Source organism: Pseudomonas sp. FYR_5 (assembly GCF_043106315.1).
Taxonomy (GTDB): domain Bacteria; phylum Pseudomonadota; class Gammaproteobacteria; order Pseudomonadales; family Pseudomonadaceae; genus Aquipseudomonas; species Aquipseudomonas putida_Y.
This window is the reverse complement of the sequence record NZ_JBICMK010000085.1, coordinates 88,178-107,650: the sequence shown is the minus strand read 5'-3', so window position 1 is coordinate 107,650 and position 19,473 is coordinate 88,178. Positions and strand designations below refer to the sequence as shown.

General features: G+C 63.3%; 15 protein-coding genes and 1 pseudogene. 4 read left to right on the top strand and 12 right to left on the bottom strand.

What is annotated here, in order from left to right; genetic code table 11:
• Positions 1-161: pseudogene (locus tag ACF8RA_RS14915) on the bottom strand (IS110 family transposase); the annotation flags it as partial.
• A 147-nt stretch (positions 162-308) separates the two neighbouring features.
• On the bottom strand, positions 309-2,198 hold the full coding sequence (locus ACF8RA_RS14910) for a propionyl-CoA synthetase (RefSeq protein ID WP_103444078.1): 1,890 nt from the start codon (positions 2,196-2,198) through the stop codon (positions 309-311).
• Positions 2,199-2,376: 178 nt separating this feature from the next.
• Here ACF8RA_RS14910 and ACF8RA_RS14905 point away from each other — a divergent pair, with 178 nt between their 5' ends.
• On the top strand, positions 2,377-3,243 hold the full coding sequence (locus ACF8RA_RS14905) for a LysR family transcriptional regulator (RefSeq protein WP_176683923.1): 867 nt from the start codon (positions 2,377-2,379) through the stop codon (positions 3,241-3,243).
• Here ACF8RA_RS14905 and ACF8RA_RS14900 read toward each other — a convergent pair.
• The 5 genes from ACF8RA_RS14900 to ACF8RA_RS14880 all read right to left on the bottom strand — a co-directional run bounded on the left by ACF8RA_RS14900 (position 3,217) and on the right by ACF8RA_RS14880 (position 7,252).
• Entirely contained in the window at positions 3,217-4,371 is a 1,155-nt protein-coding gene (locus ACF8RA_RS14900) for an HPP family protein (protein ID WP_176683924.1), read from the bottom strand. The two genes, ACF8RA_RS14905 and ACF8RA_RS14900, sit on opposite strands and share 27 nt — an antisense overlap.
• A 273-nt stretch (positions 4,372-4,644) precedes the next feature.
• Complete coding sequence (locus ACF8RA_RS14895) at positions 4,645-5,964, bottom strand: sensor histidine kinase (RefSeq protein ID WP_176683925.1); 1,320 nt, start codon at positions 5,962-5,964, stop codon at positions 4,645-4,647.
• Entirely contained in the window at positions 5,961-6,629 is a 669-nt protein-coding gene (locus tag ACF8RA_RS14890; protein ID WP_010953307.1) for a response regulator transcription factor, read from the bottom strand. Before ACF8RA_RS14890 ends, ACF8RA_RS14895 begins: the two co-directional genes overlap by 4 nt.
• On the bottom strand, positions 6,630-6,944 hold the full coding sequence (locus ACF8RA_RS14885; protein WP_392519311.1) for a PepSY domain-containing protein: 315 nt from the start codon (positions 6,942-6,944) through the stop codon (positions 6,630-6,632).
• On the bottom strand, positions 6,944-7,252 hold the full coding sequence (locus ACF8RA_RS14880) for a PepSY domain-containing protein (RefSeq protein ID WP_252459469.1): 309 nt from the start codon (positions 7,250-7,252) through the stop codon (positions 6,944-6,946). Before ACF8RA_RS14880 ends, ACF8RA_RS14885 begins: the two co-directional genes overlap by 1 nt.
• Before the next feature lie 237 nt (positions 7,253-7,489).
• Between ACF8RA_RS14880 and ACF8RA_RS14875 the strand changes: the two genes are divergently transcribed.
• Positions 7,490-8,569, top strand: a complete 1,080-nt coding sequence (locus ACF8RA_RS14875) for a patatin-like phospholipase family protein (RefSeq protein ID WP_392519309.1) — start codon at positions 7,490-7,492, stop codon at positions 8,567-8,569.
• A 53-nt stretch (positions 8,570-8,622) separates the two neighbouring features.
• A complete protein-coding gene (gene queD / locus ACF8RA_RS14870) occupies positions 8,623-8,979 on the top strand; it encodes a 6-carboxytetrahydropterin synthase QueD (RefSeq protein WP_392488719.1) in 357 nt (118 codons plus the stop codon).
• A gap of 10 nt (positions 8,980-8,989) precedes the next feature.
• Here the strand turns inward: queD and ACF8RA_RS14865 are convergent, their stop codons facing one another.
• The gene (locus tag ACF8RA_RS14865; protein WP_392488723.1) at positions 8,990-9,472 is read right to left on the bottom strand and encodes a DUF1289 domain-containing protein; all 483 of its coding nucleotides are present in this window, start codon (positions 9,470-9,472) and stop codon (positions 8,990-8,992) included.
• A gap of 405 nt (positions 9,473-9,877) precedes the next feature.
• Here ACF8RA_RS14865 and acnB point away from each other — a divergent pair, with 405 nt between their 5' ends.
• Complete coding sequence (acnB, locus tag ACF8RA_RS14860; protein WP_176683991.1) at positions 9,878-12,487, top strand: bifunctional aconitate hydratase 2/2-methylisocitrate dehydratase; 2,610 nt, start codon at positions 9,878-9,880, stop codon at positions 12,485-12,487.
• 70 nt (positions 12,488-12,557) lie between these two features.
• Here the strand turns inward: acnB and prpD are convergent, their stop codons facing one another.
• From prpD to prpC, 4 genes are all read right to left on the bottom strand, one after another.
• A complete protein-coding gene (prpD, locus tag ACF8RA_RS14855) occupies positions 12,558-14,042 on the bottom strand; it encodes a 2-methylcitrate dehydratase (protein WP_176683930.1) in 1,485 nt (494 codons plus the stop codon).
• A gap of 171 nt (positions 14,043-14,213) precedes the next feature.
• A complete protein-coding gene (prpF, locus tag ACF8RA_RS14850) occupies positions 14,214-15,404 on the bottom strand; it encodes a 2-methylaconitate cis-trans isomerase PrpF (protein ID WP_176683931.1) in 1,191 nt (396 codons plus the stop codon).
• Positions 15,405-15,555: 151 nt separating this feature from the next.
• Positions 15,556-18,144, bottom strand: a complete 2,589-nt coding sequence (acnD, locus tag ACF8RA_RS14845) for a Fe/S-dependent 2-methylisocitrate dehydratase AcnD (protein ID WP_176683992.1) — start codon at positions 18,142-18,144, stop codon at positions 15,556-15,558.
• 162 nt (positions 18,145-18,306) lie between these two features.
• Positions 18,307-19,434 (bottom strand): 2-methylcitrate synthase, encoded by a 1,128-nt coding sequence (gene prpC / locus ACF8RA_RS14840; protein ID WP_021782879.1) that lies wholly within the window; start codon positions 19,432-19,434, stop codon positions 18,307-18,309.
• Positions 19,435-19,473 lie beyond the last annotated feature (39 nt).

Here is a 19,473-nt window from a genome sequence, read left to right as displayed (position 1 = left end):
AACGCTTGGCGGGATTTGATGCGATCTTCGTAGATCACCCGACCAGTAGCGTCTTCGCCTGCCAACTGGAAAACCTGTTTGGCCAGGTCTACGCAGATGGTTGTGCAAAGCTCCACATCAGTGGAAGACAGGGAATCTTGTTTCGAACTATGCTTTTTCATGGTCTCGCCCTCGCTGCCGTTGGCTTCTTCGAACACCACCGTGGCACTGTGATGCCTCGGCGGGGGCGAGTCCATCGATTACACGACGGCCTCTGCCGAACCACCGTTGCGTGTCCCGCCCGCGATAGGGCCATCGAGGTCAAACCATCAACCCGCCCTGGGCAAATCCGCCAGCACCGCTTCGATCTCGCCCAGCACTGCCGGATCATCCAGGGTCGAAGGCGGCACATAATCCTGCCCATCGGCAATCTTGCGCAGCACCGCCCGCAGAATCTTGCCGGAACGGGTCTTGGGCAGGCGCTTCACCAGCCGTACCCGGTTGAAACAGGCCAGCGGGCCGATTTCCTCGCGCACGCTGCCCACCAGCTCCACCAGCAACTGCGCTTCGGCAATGCCCTCGCCATCCTTGAGTACCACCAGCGCCAGCGGTACCTGGCCCTTGATCTCGTCATGTACGCCGATCACCGCGCACTCCGCGACCGCCGGGTGGCGGGCGACCAGGTCTTCCATTTCGCCGGTGGACAAGCGATGACCGGAAACGTTGATCACATCATCGGTGCGCCCCATGATGTAGACGAAACCATCATCATCCAGATAGCCGCCATCGCCCGTGTGGTAGTACCCCGGATACGTGCGCAGATAGGCCTGCAGGTACCGCTCGTGATCCCCCCACAGCGTCTGACTGCAACCGGGTGGCAATGGCAGGGCAATCACGATCGAGCCCTGATGGTTGGCCCCGAGCAAGTGGCCTTCGTCATCCAGCACGCGAACGTTGTAGCCAGGCACCGCCCGGTTGCTCGACCCTGGTTTCGCCGCGCTGCCCTCCAGCCCGACGCAAGGCGCGGTGACCGGCCAGCCGGTCTCGGTCTGCCACCAGTGGTCGTGCACCGGCTTGCCACTCACCCGCTCCAGCCATTCATGGGTGCTGGAATCCAGCTTTTCCCCCGCCAGGAACAGTTGCCGCAGCGAGCTGAGGTCATGCTTGCGGATCAGTTCGCCCTCCGGGTCTTCCTTGCGGATGGCGCGCATGGCCGTCGGTGCACAGAACAGCGCGTTGACCTGATACTGCTCCACCACCCGCCAATAGGCCGAAGCATCCGGGGTGCGGATCGGCTTGCCTTCATAGAACACCGTGGTACAGCCGCTCATCAACGGCCCATACACGATCAGTGAATGGCCGACCACCCAGCCGACGTCGGAAATGCCCCACCACACATCGCCGGCCTGCATGCCATAGATATGGCGCATGGCGTAACACAGCGCCACGGCATTGCCGCCGTTTTCCCGGACGATACCCTTGGGTTTCCCGGTGGTGCCCGACGTGTACATGATGTACAGCGGGTCGCCGGCATCCAGCTCGACGGGCGCCACCGGCTCGGCGCCGGCCAAGGCCGCCTGCCAATCCAGATCACGGCCTGGCAGCAGTTCAGCGTGCGCTTGCGGCCGCTGCAGCACCAACACGTTGCGCGGCTGGTGCCGGGCCAGTTGCAGGGCGCGGTCAACCAGCGGCTTGTATGCAATGACCCGGTCGAACTCCAGCCCACACGATGCCGTCAGCAACAAGGTGGGGCGGGCGTCATCGATGCGCAGGGCCAACTCGTTGGCGGCAAAGCCACCGAACACGACCGAATGCACCGCGCCGATCCGCGCGCAGGCCAGCATCGCCATGGCCGCTTGCGGCACCATGGGCATGTAGATGATCACCCCATCGCCCTTGTTCACCCCCAACTGGCGCAGCAAACCGGCCAGGCGCGCGACCTCATCACGCAACTGGTTATAGGTGTAAGTCTGCTGCACGCCGGTCACTGGCGAATCGTAGATCAACGCCAACTGCTCGCCCCGGCCCTGCTCGATCTGGTGATCGAGGGCCAGGTAACAGCTGTTGAGACGGCCATCAGCGAACCAGCGGTGGGTCCCGTCAGCGTTGTCTTGCAGGGTCAGGGCAGGCTTGCGGTGCCAGGCCAGGTGTGCGGCCTGTTCCGCCCAGAAAGCGGCAGGGTCGGAAATGGAATGGGCGTAGCTGTGCTGGTAGCTCATATCGTCAGAAACCCGGTACTTGTTGTTATTGAAGGGCGAAACTTGAGTATGGACCGCTACACCCACCCTGCCATGGGACTAAAGTCACAACCGACCTGCAAATTTGCAGACAACGCAATAACGCCCCATAACGGTGCAAAGCCTCTAGAATAGGCCCCCCACAAACACCGAGCAGCCCATGGACATCGATCAGGCCCGTACCTTCCTGGAAATTGTGCGTTGCGGCAGCCTGGTCGCCGCAGCCGAACGCCTGTTCGTGTCACAAACCGCGATCACCGCGCGCGTGCAGCGCCTGGAGCAGCAACTGGGTTGCCAGCTGTTCGTGCGTAGCCGCAGCGGCGCCAGCCTGACCAGCAATGGTGAAGCGTTCGTCAGTTATGCCAACCAGCTGGTGCAAACCTGGGAAGCCGCGCGCCGCGACCTGCCGCTGCCTGAAGGTTGCCAGCAGGTGCTGCATGTGGGCGGTGAGGTGAGCCTGGGCAATCCGATGATGCTCGACTGGGTAAGTGCCCTGCACCGTGAACTGCCCAGCCATGCCATCCGCAGCGAGGTCAGCGATGGTGAGTCGCTGCTGCGCAAAGTCGAGATGGGCCTGCTGGACGCCGCGCTGGTCTACCAGCCGGCCTACGGCCCAGGCCTGCAGGTGGAACAGTTGATGGAGGAGAAGCTGATTCGCGTGCGCCGGGTCGAGCGGCCCGAGCCATACATTTACATCGACTGGGGCGAGGCCTTCCGCCGCCAGCATGATGCGGCCCTGCCCGACTGTGCGCGCCCGGCGCTAAGCTTCAACCTTGGCCCGTTGGCCCTGCAGTTCATACTCGACCAAGGTGGCAGTGGCTACTTCCGCACGCGGGTGGTGCAAGCCTATCTGGACAGCGGCGTGTTCGAGCGGGTGCCACAGGCACCGGAGTTCACCTACCCGACCTTCCTGGTGTACCCACGCAAACGCGACAGCGAAGCCCTGCAACAGGCCTTCGCCATCCTGCGCCGGCTGGTAGCTACCGGCGCCAGCGACTGGTCACAACGCTGGGACCCGGTTATCTGAAGTCTCAGTCTTGCTGAGCAACTGACGCTTGAGGCCGGCGATCAGGTCGGTCTGGGTGATCACCCCCACCAGCTTGTCAGCATCAAGCACCGGCAAGCAGTGCAGGCCTTGTTCGCACAACAAGGGCAGCAGGCGTTCCAGCGGGTGCTGGCTGCTGACACTGACAACCCGCGTACTCATCACTTGCGCCATGCGCACCGCCTTGCGGCCGAACAGGCCGCGCCAGCTGAAACGCCCACGCTGCATCGCCGGGCCAATCAGGTCGCCGAGGCTGACGATGCCCACAAGCTTGCCGTGCTGCAGGACAGGCAGGGTCTTCAGGTGATGGCTGGCGAGCATTTTCCAGGCCTGCTCCAGCGTGGTATCAGGCGTGGCGAACTGCACATCGCGGGACATCACCGAGGCCGCGGTGATACCACCAAGGCTTCGCTGCAGGGCGTGCTGCTCGGTGGCGAGGATGATGCGCTCCAGCTCGTCACGGGTGACGTCGACGAACTCGCCCAGCTCTTCCAGGGCCTGGTCCAGGTCTTCACTGCGGATGCCGACCCGCTCGCCGGGCAGCGGGTCATGGGTGTGGTGCAGGTCTTTGCGTGGCACCGCGCCTTTCGGGTAGCGCACACCCGTCAAACGGTTGTAGGCGATTGCCACGGTCACCAGGATCAGCGCATTGAGCAGCACCGGCTCCAGCAGGTGATCGCCCATGGCGGTCAACCCCGGGTCGGCCAGCACCGCGCTCACTGCCACACCACCACCCGGCGGGTGCAGGCAGCGCAACAGGCACATGACCAGGATCGAGATGCCGAGCGCCGCAGCAGCCACCCACAGCTCGGGGCCGAAGCCTTCGCGCATGGCCAGCCCCACTGCACCCGCCAGGGCGTAGCTGCCCAACACCGGCCAAGGTTGGGCCAAGGGGCCGGAATGCACCGCAAACACCAGTACTGCCGAGGCAGCCAGCGGGCCGAGCAAGTGCAGGGCGATGCTGGGGCCATAGGCCAGGCTGGTCAGCCAGCCCGCGAGGAACAGGCCAAGCAGCGCACCGATACCGGCACGCAACCATTCTTTTGGGGGGATGTTGAGGGGGGCCGGCAACAGCCGCTGCAGACGACTTTCGGAACGCGAGGCAGACATTTGGGCAATCGGGATCTTTGGTTTTTCTGTTCAAAAAGAAAGCCCAGCCGAGTTGGCCTGGGCCTCGTATTGCGCATGCAATATCACAAGGGGCTCCGTCCGTGGAGAGATGGAAACCGCAGGGTTTCGTGGGGAGGATTTTGCCGGGTGGGGGGAATTTGGGCTAATTCAAAAAACTGCGGCTGTACTGCAATTTTTTTGTAGTACTGATAGGGCCAAAGGGGATTGCGTAGACCTGTGGGAGCGGCCTTGTGTTGCGATGCGGCCCCGGCATTAACGAGCCTTGCGCGGCAGGTCGATGCTCACCCGCAGGCCGCCCAGCGGGCTTTCCAGCAAGGTCAGGCGCCCTTCCCAGGCATCAACGATATCGCGCACGATACCCAACCCCAGCCCATGCCCAGTCACCTGCTCGTCCAGCCGTGAACCTCGCTCCAGCACCTGCTGCCGCTGGTCTTGCGCAATACCCGGGCCATCGTCATCGACCCACAGCCGGTAGCCCTCGGCGTTCGAGGCGATACCCACGCGCACCTCGCTGTCAGCCCACTTGCAGGCGTTGTCCAGCAGATTACCCAACAGTTCCAGAACGTCCTCGCGGTCCCATGGCAACAACAGCCCGGGCGGCACATCACTTGCCAACAGCACGCCCTCGCCATGAATCATGCCCAAGGTCCCGAGCAACCCCGGCAGTTCGGCATCACAATCGAACTGCGCGCCCGGCAGAGCATCTCCTGCCAGGCGTGCACGGTTCAGTTCGCGCGCCAGGCGCTCCTGAATCTGCTGCAACTGCTCGCGCATTTGCGCGCGTACCTCCGGCAGCCCCTGCAGACGTTCACTGGAAGCCAGGCTCAGCAGCACCGCCAGCGGCGTCTTCAGCGCATGGCCGAGGTTACCAAGGGCGTTGCGTGAGCGGCGCAGGCTGTCTTCGGTATGGCTAAGCAAGTGGTTGATCTGCCCCACCAGCGGCACCAACTCGCTGGGCACCTCGGCATCCAGCTGCGAGCGCTGCCCCTGCTGCAGTTGGGCGATCTGCTGGCGTGCCCGCTCCAGCGGCCGCAACGAGCGGGTAACTGTGATGCGCTGCAGCACCAGAATCAGGATCAGCGCCACCAGGCCCATGCCCAGGCCGATCTGCTGCAAGCGTCGGAAACCCTCGCGCACCGGTGAATAGTCCTGAGCCACACTGATCGAAATGTCCTGGCCCAGGCGCCGGTAGTCGGCACGCAGAGCCAGCAGTTGCTGGCCTTCCGGGCCGAGTTCATGGCTATCGGAAAGCCCGGGCGCTGCGGGCTTGGGCATGTCCAGGTCCCACAGCGAACGAGACCTCCAGGTACCCTGGTCGAAATCGATGCGGAAATAGTAACCGGAGAACGGCCGCTGATAGGCAGCCGAGATGCGCCGCTCATCCAGCTGCAGGCCGGAAGGCCCACGCACCAATGCCACCAGAAGGTTCTCGCTTTCCTTGCGCAGGCCGTTTTCCAGATAACGTTGCAGGCCGGCCTCGAACAGCCACAGCGTCAGTTGCGCCAGCACCACGCCGACTACCACCAGTACCGCCACCAGGCCCAGGCTCAGGCGCGCCTGGATCGACTTCACTCGCCACTCCCGGCATAGATGTAGCCTTGCCCGCGACGGGTTTCGATCACACTGCGGCCCAGCTTGCGGCGCAAATGGTTGACGTGGACCTCCAGCACGTTCGAGTCGCGCTCGGTTTCACCGTCGTAGAGGTGCTCGGCCAGGTGGCTTTTGGACAGGATCTGCTGCGGGTGCAGCATGAAGTAGCGCAGCAGGCGGAACTCGGCGGCGGTCAGTTGCACATCCACCCCGTCGCGGCTCACGCACTGACGGCTTTCGTCAAGGTGCAGGCCGGCCGCTTCCAGCTTAGGCTGGTTGGCCAGGCCACGGGCGCGGCGCAACAAGGCCTGGATGCGCAGTTGCAGCTCTTCGGGGTGGAAGGGCTTGCTCAGATAATCGTCAGCCCCGGCCTTCAGCCCTTCGATGCGCTCGGCCCAGGAGCCGCGGGCGGTGAGGATCAATACCGGTGTGGCCAGCCCAGCGGCGCGCCACTGGGCCAGCACGTCCAGGCCGGGCAAGCCGGGCAGGCCGAGGTCCAGGATGATCAGGTCGTACGGCTCGCTTTGCCCCTGGTAAACCGCGTCTCGGCCGTCAGCCAGCCAGTCCACGGCATAGCCCTGGCGCTGCAGGCCGGCGGTCAGTTCATCGGCCAACGGTACGTTGTCCTCGACAAGCAACAGGCGCATTCAGTCATCTTCCTCGTCTTTGAGCAGGGCGCCGGTGCTGGCATCGAGCTTGATCTCGCGCACCACACCTTCAGTCGTCAGCAACTCGACTTCATATTCGTAGCGATCATCGTCTTCTTCCAGCTCGGCTTCCAGCAGACGCGCCCCGGGGTGACGCCCCAGGGCGGTCTCGAGCAGCTGTTCGAGCGGCAGAATGACGCCCTTCTGACGGAGCTTCAGGGCTTCATCCTGATCGAGGTCGCGGGCAGCGGCCAGAGAGCACACCGCCAGCAGCGCCAGCGCGAAGTAGCGCGCTGGCCGCGGCAAGAGGTTCATCAGCTGTCCTGCTCGTCCTTCAGCACTTCACCGGTCTTGGCGTCCAGCGCCACCTCCCATTCGACGTTCTGCGTATCACGCAGCTCGACCTTGTAGATGTAGCGGCCGTACTCGTCTTCAAGTTCCGAGTCAGTGACGGTGGCGCCCGGGTGCTTGGCCATGGCGGTGGTCTTGAGCTGGTCCAGCGACTTGATGGTCTTGGCGTTGACCAGTTTCACCACTTCGTCAGGCTGAACGTCCTTGGCGAAGGCGACATTGGCGCCCAGGGCAAGGGCTGCGGCGGTGATCAGGGCAGTCAAGGTTTTCATCGTTCTTCTCTCCTGAGAACTGTACAAGTTGTCTACGGGGTTAAGATTAACCACCGGTCCTTAATTCAACCTGAAAACAGCTGGCGGCATGATAGCGCAGTTACGACGCTAGCCAGGCTCGGCAACCTGCAACGAGCGGCCTTGTGCTGCGAAAGGGCCAATACAGGCACATACAGTTATGTTATCTGTAACGGCCCCTCGCAGCACAAGGCTGCTCCTATGCCCAAGAGACACGCCATGAGCGCCATCCACATTAAATACCCCGCCCTCACCTTCAAGGCCGGCCAGCGTGCCTTGCGACACATCCGCGAGCGCGGCCTGCAGGCGGCCGATGTCGGGGTATTGCCGGGCGCGGCGGGTGGGCCGAAGCCGCTGGGCATCCAGGGCCTGGACCTGGCGCTGTTCGGCGAGTGGCTACCCTCGGCACCCCGTCAGCGTGCCCTGATCGGCGCATCGATCGGTGCCTGGCGCTTCGCCAGCGCCTGCCTCGAGGACCCGGTCGCAGGCATCCGCCGTCTTGGCGAGCTGTACACCGAGCAGGATTTCGCCAAGGGCGTCACTCCGGCCGAAATCAGCCGCAGTTGCCAACGCATGCTCGATGACCTGCTGGAGGGCCGCGACGGCCAGCTGCTGGCCAACCCGCACTACCGCCTGAACATTCTGGTGGTGAAAAGCCATGGCCAGCTCGCTCACGACCATCGCGGCCGCCTGGGGCTGGGCCTGGGCTCGGTGGTTGCCAGTAACCTCCTGGGCCGTTCGCGCCTGGCCCGCCACTTCGAGCGCATCATTCTGCACGATGGGCGCGCCGCGCCTCCGCTCGACACGCTGACCGACTTCCCCTCACGCTACCTGCCGCTGGACCTGGCCAACCTGCGCCATGCCCTGCTCGCTTCCGGGTCGATACCGATGGTCATGCAGGGCGTGAAAGACATCCCCGGTGCCGGCGCCGGCACCTACCGCGACGGCGGCCTGCTCGACTACCACCTCGACCTGCCCTACCGCGGTGACGACCTGGTGCTGTACCCACACTTCACCGACAAGGTGGTCCCTGGCTGGTTCGACAAGGCCCTGCCCTGGCGCAAGGGCGATGCCACCCGCCTGCAAAACGTGCTGCTGATGACGCCTTCGCCGCAATACCTGGCCGCCCTGCCCTACGGCAAACTGCCCGACCGCAACGATTTCAAGCGCTTCATGGGCGATGCGCCAGGGCGCAAGCGCTATTGGTACAAGGCCATCGCCGAAAGCCAGCGCCTGGGTGATGAACTTCTGGAACTGACCGCCACCGGGCGGCTGCATGAACGCCTGCAAGCCTTGTAGCGGCCATGCTGGTAGACTGCGCGCATTATTGATTCACACAGAGTTATGACAGCGTGGAAATTTTCAAGGAATTCACATTCGAATCGGCCCACCGCCTGCCCCACGTCCCTGAAGGGCACAAATGCGGCCGTTTGCATGGCCACTCGTTCACGGTAGGCCTGCACCTGACCGGCCCGCTCGACCCGCACACGGGCTGGATCCGCGACTTCGCCGAGGTCAAGGCGATCTTCAAGCCGATCTATGATCAGCTGGACCACAACTACCTGAACGACATCCCCGGCCTGGAAAACCCCACCAGCGAAGTGATCGCCAAGTGGATATGGGACCAAGTCAAGCCACTGATGCCGGAGCTGTCCAAGGTTCGTATCCACGAAACCTGCACCAGCGGTTGCGAATACACCGGCGACTGATTCGCCCGGCTTACTGGCCCTGCGCGCTGCCCATGGCATCGCGCAGGAAGCCAGGGGCAATGTAGCGCTGGTAGTGCGCCTCTGAAAGCAGGAAGAACTCGCGATCGATCGCATCGCGCAATTGGGGCAGTTCCCAGTCACGGAACTCCGGCAGCAACGCCATGCCATAGGCCTCCAGGTCACGGATCATCCGCGCCCCGCGGGCAATCAGCTGGTAAGCCCAGCAATATTCCGACTGCTGCTCGACAAAGCGGATGGAGCGCTGCTCCAGTTGCTGGCGCAGCAGGCCTTTGTCGAACACCTCAAGCTTGGCCATCATCACCTGCACCAGCAGCTGCTCAAGGCGCAACCACACGGCGCGCTTTTGCGAGTCGTCGTAACCGTTCCAGTTGATCACTTCGTGGTGAAAACGCTTGCAACCACGGCACACCGTGTCCCCGTACACCGTGGAGCACAGGCCGACGCAAGGGGTTTTGATGGACTTGTTGGACATGAAAAACAACAGCTTGGCGATGGAATACAGGCCCATGTTAGCCCTTTGTCTAACCGGGGTCACTCGTTAAAGTCATGTACACCGCCTTACCTTCGGGCTTTTTTTACCGTAGAATCACCCGGCCTTTTCAAAGGCAACAATGTCCGTTGGAAGCTGTTTTCAAAGCGTCACGAGCACAGTTGATCCGGTAGAACGGCGTTGGCCCGGGCCATGCATCCCTCGCATGCCCGCGCCAGCCCTCATCAGCCCCCGTTCTGCAGGCGTAAAACTTTGAAAGCAGCTTCTGTAAGGATTCTTTGCGACCCTGGCTGGGCGGCCCACAAAGCCGCGGCAGCGCATGGGTGCATTGAATGCTGGATAAGCGTCCCGGACCCCCTTTAGGGACCACTGATGAGGGAAATAACTGTGCTTGAAGCCTACCGCAAACACATCGAAGAGCGCGCCGCCCTGGGTATCGTTCCCCAGCCGCTGAACGCCGAACAAACTGCAGGCCTGGTCGAGCTGCTGAAAAACCCGCCGGCCGGCGAAGAAGCCTTCCTCGTAGACCTGATCACCAACCGCGTACCGCCAGGGGTCGACGAAGCTGCCTACGTCAAGGCCGCTTTCCTCTCCGCTGTCGCCAAGGGCGAAGCCACGTCGCCACTGATCGACCGCAAGCACGCCACCGAACTGCTGGGCACCATGCAGGGCGGCTACAACATCGAAACGCTGGTCGCACTGCTGGATGACGCCGAACTGGGCGCCGTCGCGGCCGAACAGCTCAAGCACACCCTGCTGATGTTCGATGCTTTCCACGACGTGGCCGAAAAAGCCAAGGCCGGTAACGCTCACGCCAAAGCCGTCCTGGAATCCTGGGCTGCCGGCGAGTGGTTCACCTCGCGTCCGGCCATCGCCGACAAGTACACCCTGACCGTGTTCAAGGTGCCTGGCGAAACCAACACCGACGACCTGTCGCCTGCCCCGGACGCCTGGTCGCGCCCTGACATTCCGCTGCACGCCCTGGCCATGCTGAAAATGGCCCGCGACGGCATCGAACCGCAGCAGCCTGGTTCGGTCGGCCCGCTGGCCCAGATCGAAGCCGTCAAGGCCAAGGGCTTCCCGGTTGCCTATGTCGGCGACGTGGTCGGTACCGGTTCCTCGCGTAAGTCAGCTACCAACTCGGTACTGTGGTTCTTCGGCGACGACATCCCGTACGTGCCGAACAAGCGCGCCGGTGGCTTCTGCTTCGGCACCAAGATCGCCCCGATCTTCTACAACACCATGGAAGACGCCGGCGCCCTGCCGATCGAATTCGACTGCACCAACCTGGGCATGGGCGACGTCATCGACGTTTACCCATACAAAGGTGAAGTACGTCGTCACGACAGCGACGAACTGGTCACCACCTTCGAGCTGAAAACCGAAGTGCTGCTGGATGAAGTCCGCGCTGGCGGCCGTATCCCGCTGATCGTCGGCCGTGGCCTGACCGAAAAAGCCCGCGCCGAGCTGGGCCTGGGTGCTTCCGACCTGTTCAAGAAACCAGAGCAGCCTGCCGATTCCGGCAAGGGCTTCACCCTGGCGCAGAAAATGGTCGGCCGTGCCTGTGGCCTGCCAGAAGGCCAGGGCGTGCGCCCAGGCGCTTACTGCGAGCCCAAAATGACCACCGTCGGCTCCCAGGACACCACTGGCCCGATGACGCGCGACGAGCTGAAGGACCTGGCATGCCTGGGCTTCTCTGCTGACCTGGTCATGCAGTCGTTCTGCCACACCGCGGCCTATCCGAAGCCGATCGACGTCACCACCCACCACACCCTGCCAGACTTCATCCGCACCCGTGGCGGCGTGTCGCTGCGCCCGGGCGACGGCATCATCCACAGCTGGCTGAACCGCATGCTGATGCCTGACACCGTAGGTACCGGTGGCGACTCGCACACCCGCTTCCCGATCGGCATCTCGTTCCCGGCCGGTTCCGGCCTGGTGGCCTTCGCTGCCGCCACCGGCGTCATGCCGCTGGACATGCCAGAATCGATCCTGGTGCGCTTCAAGGGCAAACTGCAGCCAGGCATCACCCTGCGTGACCTGGTTCATGCCATCCCTTACTACGCCATCCAGCAAGGCCTGCTGACCGTTGAGAAGAAAGGCAAGAAAAACGCCTTCTCCGGCCGCATCCTGGAAATCGAAGGCCTGGACGAACTGACCGTCGAGCAAGCCTTCGAGCTGTCCGACGCCTCGGCCGAGCGTTCCGCTGCCGGTTGCACCATCAAGCTGCCGGAAAAGGCCATCGCCGAGTACCTGCAGTCCAACATCACCCTGCTGCGCTGGATGATCGGCGAAGGCTACGGCGATGCCCGCACCCTGGAGCGCCGCGCCCAGGCCATGGAAGCCTGGCTGGCCAAGCCTGAGCTGCTGTCGGCCGACGCCGATGCCGAATACGCCGAAATCATCGAAATCGACCTGGCCGACGTCAAAGAGCCTGTGCTCTGCGCGCCGAACGACCCGGACGATGCCCGCCTGCTGTCCTCGGTACAAGGCGAGAAGATCGACGAAGTGTTCATCGGTTCGTGCATGACCAACATCGGTCACTTCCGCGCTGCCGGCAAGCTGCTGGAGAAGGTCAAGGGTGGCATTCCGACCCGTCTGTGGCTGGCTCCGCCAACCAAGATGGACGCTCACCAGCTGACCGAAGAAGGCTACTACGGCATCTACGGCAAGGCCGGTGCTCGCATGGAAATGCCAGGCTGCTCGCTGTGCATGGGTAACCAGGCACGTGTGCAGACCGGCTCGACCGTGGTCTCCACCTCGACCCGTAACTTCCCGAACCGTCTGGGCGACGCGACCAACGTGTACCTGGCATCGGCCGAGCTGGCCGCTGTCGCTTCGATCATCGGCAAACTGCCGACCGTCGAAGAGTACATGCAGTATGCGAAAGACATCGACAGCATGGCTGCCGACGTTTACCGCTACCTGAGCTTCGACCAGATCGCCGAGTTCCGCGAAGCGGCAGCCAACGCCAAGATCCCGGTGGTCCAGGCGTAAGCTGAGTTACAGGTTGTAAGCAAAGCCCCGGCAGCGATCCGGGGCCTTGTTGTTTTATGCGCAGGCAAGCTCATATCACAAACAAATCCACGAACCTGTGCACCGCCATGCCTTCCAGCTTCTGCTGGTCCTTGCACAGTTCGAAAATCTGCTGACACCGCTGCCGGGCAAAGCGGGTCGCCAGGTTGGCCCTGAACTTGGCCTCCAGCAACGGTATACCTTCCCCGCGCCGCCGACGATGCCCGATCGGGTATTCCACCACCACTTGCTCGGTGCTGCTGCCATCCTTGAAGAACACCTGCAGCGCGTTGGCGATCGAACGCTTGTCCGGCTCCAGGTACTCGCGACTGAAGCGCGGGTCTTCCACCACCTCCATCTTCTCGCGCAGGCGGTCGATACTTGGGTGGTTGGCATGGAAGGCGTCCTCATAATGTTCGGCCACCAGATGGCCAAAGATCAGCGGCACGGCCACCATGTACTGCAGACAGTGGTCACGGTCGGCGGCATTGGCCAGCGGGCCGCTCTTGGAGATGATGCGGATCGCTGATTCCTGGGTGGTGATGACGATGCGGTCGACTTCATGCAGACGGTTACGCACAAGTGGATGCAGGGTTACTGCTGCCTCACAGGCGGTCTGGGCGTGGAACTCGGCAGGAAAACTGACCTTGAACAGCACGTTTTCCATCACATAGCTGCCCAACACCTGGGGCAGACGCAGCTCGTACTGCCCGGCGGGCTTGAGTGCCAGGTCTTTGTTGGTATGGCTGAACGAAACATCGTAGAACCCCCACTGCGAAGCCGTGAGCACGCCCGGCACGCCCATTTCCCCACGCAAGGCGATGTCAGCCAGTTGCACTCCTCGGCTGGAGGCGTCACCCGCGGCCCAGGACTTGCGCGAACCGGCGTTGGGCGCGTGGCGATAGGTACGAAGGGCCTGGCCGTCGACGAAGGCGTGGGACAAGGCCGAGAGCATCTGCTCACGATTGGCCCCCATCAACCTGGCGCACACGGCGGTCGAGGCGACCTTCACCAGAATCACATGATCGAGGCCGACGCGGTTGAAGGCGTTTTCCAGCGCCAGCACCCCCTGGATTTCATGCGCCATGACCATGGCCTCGAGCACATCACGCATCGGCAGTGGCTTTTCACCCGCGGCAAGACGCTTCTGTGACAGGTGATCAGCCACTGCCAGGATGCCGCCAAGGTTGTCCGAGGGATGAGCCCATTCGGCGGCCAGCCAGGTATCGTTGTAGTCCAGCCAGCGCACCGTGCAGCCAATGTCCCAGGCAGCCTTGACCGGATCGAGGCGATAGGAGGTGCCGGGGACGCGAGCACCATTTGGGACCAGCGTGCCTTCCACCTGAGGGCCAAGGAGCTTGGTGCACTCAGGGAAGCGCAAGGCAAGAAGGCCGCAACCGAGGGTGTCCATCAGGCAGTTGCGCGCGGTGTCCAGGGCCTCGAGGGATTCGACCCGATAGCCGAGGGCGTAATCGGCCAGGGTTTGTAGTACCCGGTCGTAGTCCGGGCGGTCGTTGAGGTCTACGTTGGCGCTCATATCCAGCTCCCTTCAGAATTGCCGGGGCTGCCGTGCAGCCCTTCGCGGGCTTGCCCGCTCCCACAGGTTGACCACAGCATTCAGAACCTGTGGTTACCCTGCGGGAGCGGGCAAGCCCGCGAAGGGCCGCCAAGCGGCCCCAACGAACTAAAGCCGAGCGCCGGTGGTGCGTTAGAAGCTGTCGCCAGGCACGCGAACCCAGCCCTCCATCAGCACGCGAGCACTGCGGCTCATGATTGCCTTGGTTACCGTCCACTCACCATTCACCTGGCGCGCCTCGGCCCCGACCCGCAGGGTGCCCGAAGGATGACCGAAACGCACAGCGCTGCGCTCGCCCCCGCCAGCGGCGAGGTTGACCAGCGTGCCCGGAATGGCCGCCGCAGTGCCAATTGCCACCGCAGCCGTACCCATCATGGCATGGTGTAGCTTGCCCATCGACAAGGCCCGCACCAGCAGGTCGATATCACCGGCCTGCACCGCCTTGCCACTGGACGCAGTGTAGGTGCTCGGCGGTGCGACGAACGCCACTTTCGGCGTGTGCTGACGCCCGGCAGCCTGGTCGACGTTGTCGATAAGCCCCATGCGCACGGCGCCATAGGCGCGGATGGTCTCGAAACGCAGCAACGCCTGCGGGTCGCCGTTGATGGCGTCCTGTAGTTCGCTACCGGTGTAGCCGATATCGGCAGCATTGACAAAAATGGTCGGGATACCGGCATTGATCAAGGTTGCCTTGAACGTGCCGACCCCCGGCACTTCCAGGTCATCGACCAGCTTGCCGGTGGGGAACATGGCACCGCCACCGCCGTCTTCATCGGCTGCAGGGTCGAGAAACTCCAGCTGCACCTCGGCCGCCGGGAAGGTGACCCCGTCCAGCTCGAAGTCGCCGGTTTCCTGCACTTCACCTTCAGTGATCGGGACGTGGGCGATGATGGTCTTGCCGATATTCGCCTGCCAGATACGCACCGTGGCGATACCGTTGCGCGGAATACGCGCCGGGTCGACCAGGCCGCTGCTGATGGCAAACGAACCGACCGCAGCGGACAGGTTGCCGCAGTTGCCACTCCAGTCGACGAAGGCCTTGTCGATGCTGACCTGGCCGAACAGGTAGTCGACATCGTGTTCGGGCTTGATGCTTTGCGACAGGATCACGGTCTTGCTGGTGCTCGACGTGGCGCCGCCCATGCCGTCGATCTGCTTGCCGTAAGGGTCGGGGCTACCGATTACCCGCAACAGCAGCGCATCGCGGGCGGGGCCTGGAATTTGCGCCTGCTCGGGCAGGTCTTGCAGGCGGAAGAACACGCCTTTGCTGGTGCCGCCGCGGATGTAGGTGGCGGGGATTTTGATCTGGGGTACATGTGCCATTTTCTTGGGCATCCTGATAGTCCGGTGAAATACCCTGGGGCTGCCTCGCAGCCCTTTCGCGACACAAGGCCGCTCCCACAGGTACTGCGCCGCCCGCTGAGGGAGCGGCCTTGTGTCGCGAAAGGGCCGCAAAGCGGCCCCCGATTCATGCTCAGGCGGTCGCTTCGAGGAAGTCCTGGGCAAAGCGCTGCAGCACCCCGCCCGCTTCGTAAATCGACACTTCCTCGGCGGTGTCCAGACGGCAGGTCACCGGTACTTCCAGGCGCTCGCCATTGGCACGGGTCACCACCAGGGTCAGGGTCGCCCGTGGCGTACGCGCACCCAGCACGTCATAGGTTTCGCTGCCATCCAGGTCCAGGGTCTTGCGGTCGGTGCCCGGCTTGAACTCCAGCGGCAGCACGCCCATGCCTACCAGGTTGGTGCGGTGAATGCGCTCGAAGCCTTCGGCGACAATTGCCTCGACACCCGCCAGACGCACGCCCTTGGCCGCCCAGTCACGGGACGAACCCTGGCCATAGTCGGCACCGGCGACAATGATCAGCGGCTGCTTGCGCTGCATGTAAGTCTCGATCGCCTCCCACATGCGGGTAACCTTGCCTTCCGGCTCGATACGCGCCAGCGAACCCTGCTTCACGCTGCCGTCGTCGTTGCGCACCATTTCGTTGAACAGTTTGGGGTTGGCGAAGGTGGCGCGCTGGGCCGTCAGGTGGTCACCCCGGTGAGTGGCGTAGGAGTTGAAGTCCTCTTCCGGCAGGCCCATTTTCGCGAGGTATTCACCGGCGGCACTGTCGAGCATGATGGCGTTGGACGGCGACAGGTGGTCGGTGGTGATGTTGTCCGGCAGCACCGCCAGCGGGCGCATGCCACGCAACGTACGCTCGCCGGCCAGGGCGCCTTCCCAGTAGGGAGGGCGGCGGATGTAGGTGCTCATCGGGCGCCAATCATACAGCGGCGCCACCTTCGGCCCACGGTCTTCCTCGATGGCGAACATCGGGATGTACACCTTGCGGAACTGCTCCGGCTTGACCGCTGCACGCACCACTGCATCGATCTCTTCATCACTGGGCCAGATATCCTTCAGGCGGATTTCCTTGCCATCGACCACGCCCAGCACATCCTTCTCGATGTCGAAGCGAATGGTACCGGCAATGGCATAGGCTACCACCAGCGGTGGCGAGGCGAGGAAGGCCTGCTTGGCATACGGGTGGATACGCCCGTCGAAGTTGCGGTTACCCGACAGCACGGCGGTGGCATACAGGTCGCGGTCGATGATTTCTTGCTGAATCACCGGGTCCAGGGCACCGGACATACCGTTGCAGGTGGTGCAGGCGAAGGCGACGATGCCGAAACCGAGTTGCTCCAACTCTTTCTCCAGGCCGGCTTCTTCCAGATACAGTTGCACGGCCTTGGAGCCGGGCGCCAGCGACGACTTCACCCACGGCTTGCGGGCCAGGCCCAACCTGTTGGCATTGCGTGCAATCAGGCCTGCAGCAATCACGTTGCGCGGGTTGCTGGTGTTGGTGCAACTGGTGATGGCAGCGATGATCACCGCACCGTCAGGCATTTGCCCCGGCACCTCCTCCCAGTTGCCGGCAATACCCTTGGCGGCCAGGTCGCTGGTGGCGACACGGGCGTGCGGGTTGGACGGGCCGGCCATGTTGCGCACCACGCTCGACAGGTCGAAGCTGAGGGTGCGTTCATAGACGGCAGCGCCCAGGCTGTCGGCCCACAGGCCGGTGGCCTTGGCGTAGGTTTCCACCAGTTTGACCTGCTGCTCTTCACGGCCGGTCAGGCGCAGATAGTCGATGGTCTGCTGGTCGATGGCGAACATCGCCGCAGTGGCGCCGTATTCCGGGGCCATGTTGGAAATGGTGGCGCGGTCGCCCAAGGTCAGGGCACGTGCACCCTCACCATGGAACTCCAGGTAGGCGCCGACCACTTTCTGCTTGCGCAGGAACTCGGTCAGGGCCAAGACCAGGTCGGTGGCAGTGATGTTCGGGGCCAGTTTGCCAGTCAGCTCGACGCCGACGATTTCCGGCAAGCGCATCCAGGAGGCGCGGCCGAGCATCACGTTCTCGGCTTCCAGGCCGCCTACGCCGATGGCGATCACACCCAACGCATCGACATGCGGCGTGTGGCTGTCGGTGCCGACGCAGGTGTCCGGGTAGGCGACGCCGTGGTCGCTGTGGACCACCGGTGACATCTTCTCCAGGTTGATCTGGTGCATGATGCCGTTGCCCGGCTGGATCACGTCGACGTTCTTGAACGCCTTCTTGGTCCAGTTGATGAAGTGGAAGCGGTCTTCGTTGCGGCGGTCTTCGATGGCGCGGTTCTTCTCGAAGGCCTGCGGGTCGTAACCACCGCACTCGACGGCCAGCGAATGGTCGACGATCAGCTGCACCGGCACCACCGGGTTGACCTGGGCCGGGTCGCCGCCTTTGTCGGCAATGGCGTCACGCAGGCCGGCAAGGTCGACCAGCGCAGTCTGGCCGAGGATGTCGTGGCACACCACGCGGGCCGGGAACCACGGGAAGTCGAGATCGCGCTTGCGCTCGATCAGCTGGCTCAGCGAGGCATCGAGCGTAGCAGGGTCGCAGCGGCGCACCAGGTTCTCGGCGAGCACGCGGGACGTGTAAGGCAAGCCGTCGTAGGCGCCGGGCTTGATCGCCTCGACCGCCGCGCGGGCATCGAAATAGTCCAGGTCGGTGCCTGGCAGGTGCTTGCGGTATGCAGTGTTCATCATGGAATCAGGCTCGGTCACAGGGTTCGGAAGGTTTCACCGTACCTGTACGAGCGGGCGTGCCCGCGAATGCGTCAGCAGGTGCACAGCGGTTGCAAGGCCGGGCGCATTCGCGGGCACGCCCGCTCCCACAAGGGAAACGGGCTGCCTCTCTGTAGCTATTCAGCGCTGCTCGATCGGCACGAACTGGCGCTGCTCGACGCCGACATACTCGGCGCTCGGGCGGATGATGCGGTTGTTGGCGCGCTGCTCGAAGACGTGCGCCGCCCAGCCGGTCAGCCGCGAGCAGACGAAGATCGGGGTGAACAGCTTGGTCGGAATGCCCATGAAGTGGTACGCCGAGGCATGGTAGAAGTCGGCATTGGGGAACAGGCGCTTCTGCTCCCACATGGTCTTGTCGATGGCTTCGGAAACCGGGTACAGCACCTTGTCACCCACTTCGTCAGCCAGCTGTTTCGACCAGCCCTTGATCACCTCGTTGCGCGGGTCGGACTCTTTGTAGATGGCATGGCCAAAGCCCATGATCTTGTCTTTGCGCTCGAGCATGCGCAGCAGCTCGGCGGTGGCTTCCTGCGGGCTCTGGAAGCGCTCGATCAGTTCCATCGCTGCCTCGTTGGCACCGCCGTGCAGCGGCCCACGCAGCGAGCCGATGGCTGCGGTAACGCAGGAGTACAAGTCAGACAGGGTCGAGGCACAGACACGGGCAGTGAAGGTCGAGGCGTTGAATTCGTGTTCAGCGTAGAGAATCAACGACACGTTCATGACCTTGACGTGCAGCTCGCTCGGCTTCTTGCCGTGCAGCAGGTGCAGGAAGTGGCCACCCAGGGTGTCTTCATCACTGGTGCAGTCGATGCGTACGCCATGGTGGGTGAAGCGATACCAGTAGCACATCACGGCCGGGAACAGCGCCAGCAGGCGGTCGGTCTTGTCGCGCTGGGCTTCGAAGGTCAGTTCTGGCTCGAGGGTGCCCATTACCGAGCAACCGGTACGCATGACGTCCATCGGGTGGGCATCGCGCGGGATGCGCTCAAGCACTTCCTTCAAGGCTTGCGGCAGGTCACGCAGGCCCTTGAGCTTGTGCTTGTAGTCGGCCAGCTCGGCCTGGGTGGGCAGCTCGCCATATAGCAGCAGGTAGGCGACTTCTTCGAACTCGGCACCGGCAGCCAGGTCACGCACATCATAACCACGGTAGGTCAGCCCGGCACCGGCCTGGCCCACGGTCGACAGTGCAGTCTGGCCGGCCACCTGGCCACGCAGGCCTGCGCCACTGAGTACTTTTGCTTCGGCCATGGTGTTTCTCCTTTCTTGAATTTGTTATGGATGCTTTCC

What these genes read in the sequence shown, in the direction of transcription:
- ACF8RA_RS14910 (WP_103444078.1), bottom strand. Translation starts at nt 2,198, where the DNA reads ATGAGCTACCAGCACAGCTACGCCCATTCCATTTCCGACCCTGCCGCT.
- ACF8RA_RS14905 (WP_176683923.1), top strand. Translation starts at nt 2,377, where the DNA reads ATGGACATCGATCAGGCCCGTACCTTCCTGGAAATTGTGCGTTGCGGC.
- ACF8RA_RS14900 (WP_176683924.1), bottom strand. Translation starts at nt 4,371, where the DNA reads ATGTCTGCCTCGCGTTCCGAAAGTCGTCTGCAGCGGCTGTTGCCGGCC.
- ACF8RA_RS14890 (WP_010953307.1), bottom strand. Translation starts at nt 6,629, where the DNA reads ATGCGCCTGTTGCTTGTCGAGGACAACGTACCGTTGGCCGATGAACTG.
- ACF8RA_RS14885 (WP_392519311.1), bottom strand. Translation starts at nt 6,944, where the DNA reads ATGAACCTCTTGCCGCGGCCAGCGCGCTACTTCGCGCTGGCGCTGCTG.
- ACF8RA_RS14880 (WP_252459469.1), bottom strand. Translation starts at nt 7,252, where the DNA reads ATGAAAACCTTGACTGCCCTGATCACCGCCGCAGCCCTTGCCCTGGGC.
- ACF8RA_RS14875 (WP_392519309.1), top strand. Translation starts at nt 7,490, where the DNA reads ATGAGCGCCATCCACATTAAATACCCCGCCCTCACCTTCAAGGCCGGC.
- ACF8RA_RS14865 (WP_392488723.1), bottom strand. Translation starts at nt 9,472, where the DNA reads ATGTCCAACAAGTCCATCAAAACCCCTTGCGTCGGCCTGTGCTCCACG.
- prpD (WP_176683930.1), bottom strand. Translation starts at nt 14,042, where the DNA reads ATGAGCGCCAACGTAGACCTCAACGACCGCCCGGACTACGACCGGGTA.
- prpF (WP_176683931.1), bottom strand. Translation starts at nt 15,404, where the DNA reads ATGGCACATGTACCCCAGATCAAAATCCCCGCCACCTACATCCGCGGC.
- acnD (WP_176683992.1), bottom strand. Translation starts at nt 18,144, where the DNA reads ATGAACACTGCATACCGCAAGCACCTGCCAGGCACCGACCTGGACTAT.
- prpC (WP_021782879.1), bottom strand. Translation starts at nt 19,434, where the DNA reads ATGGCCGAAGCAAAAGTACTCAGTGGCGCAGGCCTGCGTGGCCAGGTG.